The sequence below is a fragment of the Priestia sp. USM5 genome, from assembly GCF_058323215.1.
Genome location: NZ_JBSGKN010000001.1, coordinates 3,042,064 through 3,054,352, shown reverse-complemented (window position 1 = coordinate 3,054,352; position 12,289 = coordinate 3,042,064). Strand labels below are relative to the sequence as shown.

The 12,289-nt window shown below is 37.6% G+C and carries 12 protein-coding genes; 9 read left to right on the top strand and 3 right to left on the bottom strand.

Annotated features, from left to right (window positions below; all coding sequences use genetic code 11):
- Window positions 1–17: 17 nt before the first annotated feature.
- The 4 genes from ACWATA_RS16435 (at window position 18) to ACWATA_RS16420 (ending at window position 2,516) form a co-directional block, all read left to right on the top strand.
- On the top strand, window positions 18–161 hold the full coding sequence (locus ACWATA_RS16435; RefSeq protein ID WP_165635728.1) for a hypothetical protein: 144 nt from the start codon (window positions 18–20) through the stop codon (window positions 159–161).
- 68 nt (window positions 162–229) lie between these two features.
- Window positions 230–376, top strand: a complete 147-nt coding sequence (locus ACWATA_RS16430; RefSeq protein ID WP_155017158.1) for a hypothetical protein — start codon at window positions 230–232, stop codon at window positions 374–376.
- Between the two features lie 181 nt (window positions 377–557).
- Window positions 558–2,144 carry a type 1 glutamine amidotransferase family protein gene (locus tag ACWATA_RS16425; RefSeq protein ID WP_274863566.1) on the top strand — a complete coding sequence of 529 codons (1,587 nt, stop codon included), beginning with the start codon at window positions 558–560 and terminating at the stop codon, window positions 2,142–2,144.
- A 147-nt stretch (window positions 2,145–2,291) separates the two neighbouring features.
- Window positions 2,292–2,516 carry a hypothetical protein gene (locus ACWATA_RS16420; RefSeq protein ID WP_028413940.1) on the top strand — a complete coding sequence of 75 codons (225 nt, stop codon included), beginning with the start codon at window positions 2,292–2,294 and terminating at the stop codon, window positions 2,514–2,516.
- A gap of 96 nt (window positions 2,517–2,612) precedes the next feature.
- Here the strand turns inward: ACWATA_RS16420 and ACWATA_RS16415 are convergent, their stop codons facing one another.
- Complete coding sequence (locus ACWATA_RS16415; protein ID WP_274863567.1) at window positions 2,613–3,344, bottom strand: ZIP family metal transporter; 732 nt, start codon at window positions 3,342–3,344, stop codon at window positions 2,613–2,615.
- A gap of 464 nt (window positions 3,345–3,808) precedes the next feature.
- Here ACWATA_RS16415 and ACWATA_RS16410 point away from each other — a divergent pair, with 464 nt between their 5' ends.
- Both ACWATA_RS16410 and ACWATA_RS16405 read left to right on the top strand, forming a co-directional pair.
- Window positions 3,809–5,194, top strand: coding sequence for an amino acid permease (locus ACWATA_RS16410; protein ID WP_028413938.1), 1,386 nt, complete (start codon window positions 3,809–3,811; stop codon window positions 5,192–5,194).
- Window positions 5,195–5,563: 369 nt separating this feature from the next.
- The gene (locus tag ACWATA_RS16405; RefSeq protein WP_028413937.1) at window positions 5,564–5,764 is read left to right on the top strand and encodes a hypothetical protein; all 201 of its coding nucleotides are present in this window, start codon (window positions 5,564–5,566) and stop codon (window positions 5,762–5,764) included.
- Between the two features lie 89 nt (window positions 5,765–5,853).
- Here ACWATA_RS16405 and ACWATA_RS16400 read toward each other — a convergent pair whose 3' ends face one another.
- Window positions 5,854–6,063 (bottom strand): alpha/beta-type small acid-soluble spore protein, encoded by a 210-nt coding sequence (locus ACWATA_RS16400; RefSeq protein ID WP_013058452.1) that lies wholly within the window; start codon window positions 6,061–6,063, stop codon window positions 5,854–5,856.
- Between the two features lie 90 nt (window positions 6,064–6,153).
- Entirely contained in the window at window positions 6,154–7,137 is a 984-nt protein-coding gene (locus ACWATA_RS16395; protein WP_028413936.1) for a LacI family DNA-binding transcriptional regulator, read from the bottom strand.
- A gap of 326 nt (window positions 7,138–7,463) precedes the next feature.
- Here ACWATA_RS16395 and ACWATA_RS16390 point away from each other — a divergent pair, with 326 nt between their 5' ends.
- The 3 genes from ACWATA_RS16390 (at window position 7,464) to ACWATA_RS16380 (ending at window position 11,918) form a co-directional block, all read left to right on the top strand.
- Window positions 7,464–8,705, top strand: a complete 1,242-nt coding sequence (locus ACWATA_RS16390) for an MFS transporter (RefSeq protein WP_028413935.1) — start codon at window positions 7,464–7,466, stop codon at window positions 8,703–8,705.
- A 21-nt stretch (window positions 8,706–8,726) separates the two neighbouring features.
- A complete protein-coding gene (locus tag ACWATA_RS16385; RefSeq protein WP_034266694.1) occupies window positions 8,727–10,184 on the top strand; it encodes a glycoside hydrolase family 32 protein in 1,458 nt (485 codons plus the stop codon).
- A 273-nt stretch (window positions 10,185–10,457) separates the two neighbouring features.
- Window positions 10,458–11,918: a protein adenylyltransferase SelO gene (locus tag ACWATA_RS16380; protein WP_311265171.1), complete on the top strand. Its 1,461-nt coding sequence runs from the start codon at window positions 10,458–10,460 to the stop codon at window positions 11,916–11,918.
- Window positions 11,919–12,289: the final 371 nt, after the last annotated feature.

Sequence of the window (12,289 nt, the reverse complement as noted above, 5' to 3'; positions counted from 1 at the left end):
ACATGGAGGTGGATGAAATGAGTAAACAAAATAAAAGCACAAACCAAGGAGTCAGCAGCAGTGCAGCAGCTCCTGTTGATAATGTGAATAAAAATATTTTATCAAACGATATTCATACAGATGAGCTTCAAAAAGCAAAAGCAAGTCGTCATAACAAATAAAAGAGTGACAGACAAAAGAGCAGCTTTGAGCTGCTCTGGATAAAATAGAGATAGGGAAGTGAAAAAACGTGTCAGAACACAAAAATTCTCAGTATAAAGAAGAAAATAAGTCAACGCCTAGTCGTCCTCTTGAATATAAAGAACGCGCAAACGAATCAAAGAGTACACGTCAAATGCTGCGCAGTATTCTCGAATATTCAAGTCGTTATCGTTAACAAATTTTACATATAATCATGGGCATATTTAAAAGGGAATGTCTCGACAAATATAAGGTATAAAGAACCTTTTTTGAAAAAATATATATTATTTACAATAAATTTAAAAAAATCATAAATGAACCTGCTATAATCCTCTTGAAAAGACAAGCGTTGCAAAAATTTGAGGGGAGCATTTTATATGCGGAAAAAATATAATCGCGTAGGTTATGCCGTTTTGACAATGTGTACAGCTTTATCTATCTCACTGCCTTTTACTACTCATCCAGCATCAGCAGAAAGCGCTGCTGACCCTGCACCAGAAATTAAAGCTTCTGTTGTAAATGAAAACAATGGTAAAAAAATCTTGTTTGATAATACCCATGGTCAAACGGCGGGTACAGCAGATTGGGTTATTGACGGAGGTTTTTCTGATTTTGGGAAAGGGCTGGCTGGCAGCGGGTTTGATGTAAAAGAGCTGCGGAAATCTACGCCGATTACATACAGTGACCTTAGCGGCTATAGTGTGTTTGTTGTGCCAGAAGCAAATATTCCGTATAAATCTTCTGAACAAGCTGCCCTTTTACAATATGTTCAGAACGGGGGAAGCGTCTTCTTTATTGCTGATCATTACAATGCAGACCGAAACAAAAACCGCTGGGATTCTTCAGAAGTTTTTAACGGGTACCGTCGTGGAGCATGGACAAACCCAGCAAAAGGCATGACAACGGAAGAAGCAAACTCTGAGGCAATGCAAAACGTAACAAGTTCTGACTGGTTAGCAAGTAACTTTGGTGTTCGCTTTCGCTATAATGCCATTGGTGATGTGACAGCCAATGATATTGTATCTCCTTCTCAAGCATTCGGTATTACGCTAGGTGTTTCCACCGTTGCTATGCATGCTGGTTCTACGGTTGCAATTACGGACCCAAACAAAGCAAAAGGAATTGTGTATCTTCCTAAGACAACGGCAAAATGGTCAAATGCTGTAGATCAAGGAGTGTATAACGGAGGGGGAAGAGCAGAAGGTCCTTTTGCTGCTGTTTCAAAAGTAGGGGCAGGTAAAGCTGCTTTTATAGGAGATTCTTCACCGGTTGAAGATGCTACACCAAAATATAAACGAGAAGATACAGGATCTTCTAAAACCACATATGACGGATTTAAGGAACAAGACGATTCTACACTGCTTGTAAATATGGTCAATTGGTTAGCGAAGCAAGAAAGCTATATTTCTTTGAATCAAGTATCAGGACTTCAATTGGATCAAGCTACAGCATTACTTTCGTCGGAAACGCCAAGTCAGTCCACTGAGCCTCAGCCAGAACCATGGTCAGCACCTACAGCAGGGTATAAATGGTACGATACGTCAACTTTTGCATCTGGTTCATATGGTTATAAAGGTGGAACTACGCAACCACCAACTGCTAGTGCTTACACATTTGAACATCAAGCCATTTTACCAACGAGCGGCGTATTCCAAATACGCGTAAAGGTAAGCGGGCTTTCAGCTAACACTGCGTACAGCACGTTTAATCTAGGTGTATATAACGGATCGGGAACTCAAATTGCTAAAGTCCAAAACGCAGATGGAAGCTGGCCGTCATCCTATGGATACAGCAGCAATTTTTCAATTACAACGGACGCAGCTGGAAATGGAGAAAAGGTTGTAAATGTCCAACTAAATCCAAGTGCAGCGGGGAGTGCTAATCTCCGTTTACGCCAAAGCAGTACGAACGCATATACAGAAGCTGTAACGGTAGGGAACGTAGCGGTTGAACCACTGCCTTAATAATAGTGAAAGCAAGCACTTGTGCTTGCTTTTTTGTTGTTGTATTTCCTATCTTTGAGGTTAAAGAAACGTCAGAGGAGAGGCTTATCCATAAAGGAGAAATATGATATCTTAGAAGAAAGAATGAACTAAAAGGAGTCAGCTAATATGTCTAAATATAAAGAATTAGAGACAGGTTATCTAATGGATAAAATTAAAGAATACAAAGAATTAATTTGGAGAGTAGGGCCAGGAAGTGAAAGAACAATAGAAGCTGTTCAAGAGATTCAAGGAATGGAAAAAGAGTTAAAAGCACGGGATGCGGAATTTGAAGCTACGGATTGGAAAGCTTTTACTCAGGAAATAAGAGAGAACTACGATTTTATTTATTAAGAAGACACATTTATCATAATGTGCTTGAGATAAATATCTCCAAGTAGAAGGCTTTCTGTTTTCTACTTGGAAACGATAAAAGTAGTATGAAGACGATTAAGAAAAATGATCCAGTATCAATGAAGCAAGTAATCCAAGTGCAGCAATCAATCCTGTAATAGAACCTCCTTCTTCATAGGCCTCTGGCATCATTGTAGAACCTACCATAGCAATAATACCACCGCCGGCAAAAGCAGCAATAGCAGCCATAAGTGTCTCAGATGCATGATCTAAAAAAACAAAGCCTGTCCATGAACTAAAAGCTGAAATGAACAAAACAGCTGCCCATAGTAAAAAAATTTTCCTCTTAGAGAATCCGCTTTTTACTAGACCGGTCGTACTGGACAGTCCTTCAGGAATATTACTTATAAAAATAGCGATAACAAGAAGCCAGCTAACGGTTGCTTTTTCAATTAAGCTAGCTCCAATCATAATGGACTCTGGGATTGCATCCATGACGGTTCCTATAAATATAGCAATTCCAGAAGTATTCGCGGCCATTTGTTTTGTAGACCTCTTTCTTTTATTCGCTCCTTGACGTGAAATTAGATAGTCTAAAAAAGTAAAAACGACAGCCCCCGCAAGGAACCCAAGAGAAGTAGCTTTTAACCCGCCGCTATGAACCGAGTCTCCAAGAAGCTCATAGGTAGATGCTCCAATTAATACACCCGTCCCAAAAGCCATAATATAACCAATTATCTTTTTGCCGATAGGCAAAAAAACTGCTGCCAAAGCACCAAGAAGGACAGCTGATCCTGAAATTCCGCCCCACATCGCAGCTTGCCACATGAAAAATCCCTCCTCATCTCTATTTTCTATGGATACTTTCCCTAAGAAAAGAAAGAAAAAACGTAAAAGTAGAAAAAAGGAATTTATTCGATTAAGTAATGGTTTCATTTCGTTATCCTTGAGAAAGAGAGTGTTCCAGCATCCAAGCTGAGACTATATTTATTTTAATATTCATAAAATTTTAATTATAATGAAATAAAAAACTATTTTACGAAGATGACTGATTTGACAGAGGTAAATGGTTTACTTAAGTGTTTTTCTGAAAAAAACAATTGTATTTCTGAGGAAAATTTATTATTATAAAATAAGTAATTATACAGTCGAATAGCTAAAAATAGAAAAAATAGTTTAGTTGTAAAGGTACTAGGTAAAAATGGAATGATTTAAAAACGACAGCTGTTCCATCAGAAACAGAAAGTATCTTTCCTAACAGAGCTATAACAAGTTTAGGAGGAGGAAATGGAATGGCAGACAAAGAGTTAAAAAGAGGCTTAGAATCTCGTCACATTCAAATGATCGCGCTTGGTGGAACAATTGGCGTTGGATTATTTATGGGATCAGCAAGCACGATTCAATGGACAGGTCCATCGGTATTGCTTGCTTACGCAATTTGCGGAATGTTTATTTTCTTTATTATGCGTGCTATGGGCGAAATGCTGTACATGGAACCAAGCACAGGTTCATTCGCTACATTTGGCCACAAATATATTCATCCATTAGCAGGTTATATGGCTGCTTGGAGTAACTGGTTTCAATTTGTAATCGTAGGGATGTCCGAAATTATAGCGGTAGGAGCATATATGCATTACTGGTTCCCTCATTTACCAGCTTGGGTGCCTGGTATTATCGCCATGTTGATTTTAGGCACAGCAAACTTAGTTTCAGTGAAATCATTTGGAGAGTTTGAATTTTGGTTTGCGATGATTAAAATTGTAACAATTATTTTAATGATTATCGCGGGACTTGGATTAATTTTCTTTGGATTTGGAAATGATGGAGACGCAATCGGGTTATCAAATCTTTGGGCACATGGAGGCTTCTTTGCAGGCGGATGGTCAGGCTTTTTCTTCGCGCTATCTCTTGTTATTGCAGCTTATCAAGGAGTCGAGCTAATTGGGATTACAGCTGGTGAAGCAAAGGATCCTAAAAAAACGTTAAGAAACGCAATTCAAAGCATCATCTGGCGCATTTTAATTTTTTATATTGGCGCTATTTTCGTCATCGTGACGGTATATCCTTGGAATGAGTTAGATTCTTTAGGAAGTCCATTTGTATCTACATTTGCTAAAGTTGGTGTTACGGCAGCTGCAGGTATCATTAACTTTGTAGTCATTACGGCAGCGATGTCAGGCTGTAATAGCGGAATCTTTAGTGCAGGACGCATGCTTTATACGCTCGGTGTAAACGGTCAAGCACCTAAATTCTTTACAAAAATTTCTCGCAACGGCGTTCCAATTTACAGTACGCTCGCTGTTATGATTGGATTAGTAATTGGTGTTATTTTAAACTACATCGCTCCACCTAATGTATTTGTTTATGTATACAGTGCTAGCGTGCTTCCTGGAATGATTCCTTGGTTCATTATTCTTATCAGCCAAATTCGTTTCCGTAAAGCTAAAGGTGCTGAAATGGATAGTCATCCTTTCAAAATGCCTTTTGCGCCTGTAACGAACTATGTAACCATTGCTTTTCTACTAATGGTGCTTGTAGGCATGTGGTTTAATGATGAAACGCGTATTTCACTTATTGTAGGGGTTATTTTCCTCGCTCTCGTTGTCATTAGTTTTTACGCATTCGGAATCAATAAACGTATGATACCTGATACAGAGAACGGTCAAATAAAGAAATAAATATGCTTTTTCATAATCGAAAAGCAAAACGAAAAAATGGCTGATAAAAGCCGTTTTTTTGTTTTGCTTAAATAAAAGACATAAGAAAAAATGTCATTAAATGCACAAAACGAAATACTCGTTCAAATGCAGGAGGAGAACGAGGAAGCAGGAGATGTTATTGATGTATTTATGAAAGAGTATAAAACAGAAGAAATTATTAAATAGCACGTAATTGAGAAGAATATTGAGTGGTTTTGTTGAATAAATAAAAAGAAAACACCTTTATTTTTTATTGAAAAAGAAACGGACGTAAGAAAACTTCTTGTTTATCAAGAAGTTTCTTTTGTATCTGAACCTTAGTTTGTATACGCAGGTAGGGGAGAGGTGATGAAGGTGAAAAAAATTGGTGAAGGTCACGTCTTTTTTATTATTCTCGGAGGCCTATTTATTTTAATAGGTACACTCTTTGCAAATACTTCTGTTTATTTTCTCATCTCCGGATGGATAGCAGCTGTCTGTTGTTTAGGAATCAGTGCTGTACTAAAGAAAGGAAAAACAAAATCAGTCAGTAAAGAAGATGAGCAATAATAATTTTTATATAAAGATGGAAATTAAATATATGAAAAGGAAGAATGGATATCCATTCTTCCTTAAGTCATGGTGTGTATGAAATTGTCTTAGAAACGTCCGCCGCCAAGTTGTTGCTCAGCTAATTGTACAAGACGTTTTGTGATTTCGCCGCCTACTGATCCGTTTGCACGTGCAGTAGTGTCAGCTCCTAAATTTACTCCGAACTCGCTAGCGATTTCATATTTCATTTGATCGATTGCTTGTTCAGCTCCGTATACTAATAATTCATTATTATTGCTGCTTTTATTGTTTGCCATTGTATTCAACTCCTTTCTGTAACGTTAAGGTGTGAATAAAGGAAGAAGAATATGCAACAAACTGATATTTATTTTATAAAAAACATATTTTTACGTCGTTTGCCCTTCTAGAAGCTTAACAGGAAGACAGATTTCACGGGGGACATTACTAAATTCTCCTTCAATTTCTTTTAGTAAAATATCAATGGCTGTTTGAGCAATCGATTCGATTGGCTGTTGAATTGTAGTTAAGCCAGGTAACAAAGTCTGACTGGCTTCTGTTCCATCATAGCCCACGATTTTTAAATCTTTTGGGATGCATTTTCCTCTTTTTTGTGCTTCAGCAACTACTAAAGCTGCAAGTAAGTCATCGCTTGCAAAAATACCATCTACTTCCGGATGTTCTTCAAAAACCTTAGAAATAGTTTCTCGCTGAATGTTGCGGTCAAAGGTATTTGAAATCTCATACGTGATAGGCTGTTTTCCGTACTGTTTCATCACGTTTTCATATGCTTTCCTTCTTAAGTTAGCTGGAGTTTCAAGTTTAAGGGGACCGTTAATATGAATAATATGCTTACAATCTTTTGAAATAAGCAATTCCGTGGCTTGTTCTCCTCCAGAATAGTTATCAGAAGATACGGTAGGAATATCTTTTGATAAATAATGATCGACTGCTACTACAGGAAGGCTTTGACTTTCGGAATCAAAAATACCTCTATTATAAGTAACGGCAATAACACCGTCTACCTGATTTCTGATAAGCATTTCTACATATTTTTTTTCTTTATCAATGCGATTCAGACTGTTACAAAGAAGTACTTTGTAGTTAAGGGAAGCACATATACTTTCAATATGAAAGGCTAACTCTCCGAAAAAAGGGTTGCTCGTTTGCGGGACAATCATCCCGATTAAATTTGTTCGCTTATTAAATAATGAACGCGCAATATCATTTGGGAAATAATTAATTTCTTTCATTGCTTTATAGACATTTTCTCGCGTTTCTTTGCTTATGTAACCACGGTTATTTAATACACGAGAAACTGTAGTCGGTGAAACACCTGCAATTTTTGCTACATCACTAATTTTGGCTTTCATCTAGTTTCCTCCTAATTTCTCCAAAACCTTGCTTTTATAGTATATATCTGCTATAGAAAAGCCTTAAAATAAATGCAATCAAGCGAGCAGCTTTCCAGTCGCTACGTTTTATTTTGATACATAAAAATCTATGTAAGGATTGTAAACGGTTTATTGAACAACTTAAACATACCACAAAGCCCACTTTTACGCCTAATACAAGCTTTTTGCAATATAAAATGTGAAATCGGTTGACATATGAAACCGGTTGACATAAAATCAAGTTGAAAGTGCTTTCATTTTGTTAGATAAAAGATTTTATATCTTAAGCTAAAGGGGTAACTAAAATGAAAAGTTCAAAAAGTTTATATTGGAAGCTGAGTGCATATTTTTTCTTCTTCTTTTTTACGTGGTCGTCGAGCTACTCTTTATTTTCTATCTGGTTAGGGCAAGAGATTAAGTTGAACGGATCAGCTACAGGCTTAATCTTTTCTGTAAACGCTATCTTTGCATTGTGTATGCAGCCTTTGTACGGATATATATCTGACAGGATAGGTTTAAAGAAACACATTTTATTTTTTATTAGCTGTCTTTTAGTGTTTGTAGGACCATTTTATATTTTTGTTTATGGACCGTTACTTCAATACAATGTGTTGATAGGAGCTATTATTGGAGGCTTATATTTAGGAGTAGCGTTTTTGGCGGGCATCGGAGCGATTGAAACATACATAGAGAAAGTCAGCCGAAAATATAAATTTGAGTACGGGAAATCTAGAATGTGGGGGTCATTAGGATGGGCTGCAGCTACATTCTTTGCAGGACAACTATTTAACATTAATCCTCATATTAATTTTTGGGTGGCATCCGTTTCAGCGGTTATCCTAGTGGCTATTATTTTTTCTGTGAAGGTAGAAATGAGCAGCTATGAAATGGAAAAAGCTGAATCCGTCACGCTGAGAGATGTAGGTAATTTATTCTTATTGAAGGAATTTTGGTTTTTTATGATTTATGTTGTTGGCGTTACGTGCGTGTATGGGGTATACGATCAGCAATTTCCTATCTATTACGCATCTTTGTTTCCTACTGAATCGATAGGTAATCAAGTATTTGGCTACTTAAATTCGTTTCAAGTATTTTTAGAAGCCGGAATGATGTTCGCAGCACCGTTTATTGTAAATAAGATCGGTGCAAAAAATAGTTTGATTTTAGCAGGGTTTCTAATGGGATTTCGTATTATTGGGTCAGGACTTGTGGTTGGTCCAATTGGAATATCTTCGATGAAGCTTATTCATGCATTAGAACTTCCTATTATGCTCATTGCCATCTTTAAATATTTGGCAGCTAACTTTGACACGCGCCTATCTTCTATCCTTTATTTGGTTGGATTCCAATTCGCTTCACAAATAGGTGCTTCAGTTCTTTCACCCATAGCGGGAGGATTATATGATAGCGTAGGTTTTTCCCGTACCTATTTAATTATGGGAGGTATGGTTTTGGTATTTAACGTTATTTCCATGTTTACACTACTAAACTCTAAAAAACATAAGTTTATAAGAAAAGATGTACAAGAAAACACGCAGATTATATAGGGGGATATGATGATGTTAACGATAAATAAAATCGAGCAAGCTCAACGTTCATTAAATGAAGCAGAGAAAAAGGTAAATCATCAATATCGGTTAGGGTATCATATTATGGCGCCAGCGAACTGGATTAATGATCCGAATGGGTTGGTTCAGTATAAAGGAGAATATCATGTTTTTTATCAACATCATCCTTATGACGAGAATTGGGGACCGATGCATTGGGGACATGTCAAAAGCAAAGATCTTGTTCATTGGCAGCATTTACCGATTGCTTTAGCTCCTGGAGATACATTTGATAAAGATGGATGTTTTTCTGGAAGTGCCGTGGATAACGAAGGAGAGCTTACGCTAATTTATACAGGACATAATTATATAGACAAAGAGCTGGATACTTTTTTTCAAAACCAAAATATAGCTGTTAGTAAAGACGGCATTACCTTTGAAAAAGTAGAGGTCAACCCAGTTATTGCGGAGCCGCCGGCAGATAGCTCTCATCATTTTCGAGACCCTAAAGTATGGAAGCACGAGGATTTCTGGTATATGATTCTAGGAAACTCAACAAAGAAACAAGAGGGACGCGTTATTTTATACCGGTCTTCAAATTTACGAAAATGGGAATATGTTGGCGTCCTTGCTAAAAGCGATGGAGATCTAGGATATATGTGGGAGTGTCCGGACTTCTTTGAGTTAGACGGAAAGCATGTGTTAATGATTTCTCCTCAAGGGATAGAAGCAAAAGGTGATTCCTATCACAACCTTTTCCAAACGGGATATTTAGTTGGAGAATATAGTTATGAAACCAATACCTTTCATCATGGGTCATTTACTGAATTAGATCACGGCCACGATTTTTATGCTGTTCAAACGCTTTTAGATGATAAAGGAAGACGAATTGCAATCGGGTGGATGGACATGTGGGAAGCTAATATGCCAACGAAAGAGGATGGATGGTGTGGTGCGCTAACGCTTCCGAGAGAACTAACTTTAAGAGAGGATAAAGTGTTAATGAACCCCGTCCAAGAGCTGACATCACTTCGGAAAACTCAATATAATATGCTAACCAATAAAGCTCTTTCTGAAAGCTGTGTAGTAGAAGTAAATGAAGATTTGCTAGAGATACAAGCTGTATTTGATTTAGCGGACTGCCAAGCTTCATCAGTAGGAATAAAAATTTGTGGAATAAACAATGACGAAACGCTTATGTGTTATAACCTTAATGAGCAAAAGCTAGTGCTTGACTGTACTCACTCGGGAAAAGAAGATGGAGTGAGGAAAGTAGCGTTGCAAGCAGGTGAGACACTAGCTTTACGAATATTTGTGGATCGTTCTTCCATCGAAGTATTTGCAAACGAAGGACAAGCTACCATGACAAGCCGCATTTATCCAAAAGAAAGCAGGCTTGGAATTGAGTTATTTACTGAAGGAGGAGACGTAATCGTAAAAGAGTTAACGTATTGGAATTTAAAAGATATTTGGGGGTAAAATACAGAGGAAGAAGTATATTAATACTTCTTCTTTTTTGAGCATTTAATAGCTCGTCAACAAAGTGGCGGTATATAAATGGATAAGGCACTTTAGATTAAAAGTACGAGCAAATACGATATAATAGTAAAAGAGATAATGAATGAAAGAGAAACTGTCCTGCTCTAAGATGCCCAAAAGAAAGCAGGATAGAGCAGGGCTGCTGCACTTATAAAACCACGATCAGTAAAGAAAAGAGTTATGTTTTAAGACACAAGAAGAAAAGGAGATACGATGACTAATCAAAAAGAAACAGGATGGAATTTACGTAATAGCTATGCGGAGTTACCAAACATTTTTTTTACGCCTCTTGATCCTAATCCAGTGAGTTCACCTAAAATAGTCAAATTTAACGACTCTTTAGCCGCATCTCTAGGGTTACAAAAAGAACAGCTGCAAAGCCAAGAAGGAGTTAGCATTTTGGCTGGAAACAGTGTTCCAAAAGGTGCTTTCCCACTTGCACAGGCTTATGCAGGACATCAATTTGGCCACTTTAACATGCTAGGAGACGGACGGGCTATGCTGATAGGGGAGCAAGTTACGCCTTCGGGTGAACGAGTGGATCTTCAGCTTAAAGGCTCAGGCCGAACTCCGTATTCCCGGGGTGGAGACGGTCGTGCAGCTCTGGGACCTATGCTGCGTGAGTATATGATTAGTGAGGCGATGCAGGCCCTTGGTGTTCCGACTACTCGGAGCCTGGCAGTCGTAACAACAGGCGAATCCATTGTTCGCGAAAAAGAACTGCCGGGGGCGATTTTGACGCGTGTAGCTTCCAGTCACCTTCGTTTTGGCACATTTCAATTTGCTGCAAAATGGGGAACAGTCGAAAACCTTCAAGCTTTAGCTGACTATGCATTAGAACGTCACTTTTCCCACATAGAAAAGAATGAAAAAAAATATTTATCATTGCTTCAAGAAGTGATTAAGCGTCACGCTACCCTAGTTGCTAAATGGCAGCTTATTGGTTTTATTCATGGCGTCATGAATACGGATAATATGACAATTAGCGGAGAAACAATTGATTATGGGCCATGTGCATTTATGGATACCTATGATCCAGAAACTGTATTTAGTTCAATTGATGTACAAGGGCGCTATGCATATCAAAATCAACCAGGCATTACAGGGTGGAATCTTGCGAGGTTTGCTGAAGCTTTATTACCTCTGTTGGATCAAGATATAGAAAAAGCAGTTGAAATAGCACAAAACGCCGTGACGGAATTTCCAAAATTCTATCGAGAAAACTGGCTGGCGGGTATGCAGGCTAAACTTGGACTTTTTAACGAAGAAAAAGAAGATGAAGCATTATTCCAAGAGCTTCTTACCATGATGAAAACCTATAAAGCTGACTATACAAATACATTTCGTGCATTAACTTTCAATAAGCTAGGAAAGAGTGACCTGTTTGAAAGCGAAGAATTTGCACAGTGGCAGGAGTTATGGCAGAAAAGACTAGGCAGACAAAAACAATCTAAAGCAGAGTCGGAAGAGCTTATGAAACATAACAATCCCGCTGTCATTCCTCGAAATCACCGAGTAGAAGCAGCGCTAGATGCAGCACAAAAAGGAGACTACAGCGTTATGGAAGATCTTCTAGAAGTGCTTTCTAGCCCATATGAATCGCCGGATCAGTCAGAGTATTGTACACCGTCTGCTCCGTCTAATCAGCCTTATCAAACGTACTGCGGCACTTGATTTATTTAGATAAGAACAGCTATTTAAAGACAGCATAAATGAAATCAAAAAGAGCTCTTTATAAAGAGCTCTTTTTGATTTCCTGAAAAATGTATGATTGATTAATTGAAATGATAGCGATTCCTTGGGAAGAGCTGCATAAAATTTAACAGTATAAAAGAATCAAAATAAAAAGAGATTACCTAATTCTTTTGTCTCTTATTATTACCAGTAGAAACTATTATATAATAAATTATTCCACTATTTCACAAAAAATACATTAACGATATTTTCTTGAAGCTTGGGTACTTTAACAGCTGTAGAAAAGCTTATAAAAGAATAGTAGGTTAAATATGATGATGAATTTGCCGATTTAATTAAAAAGTTAAAGA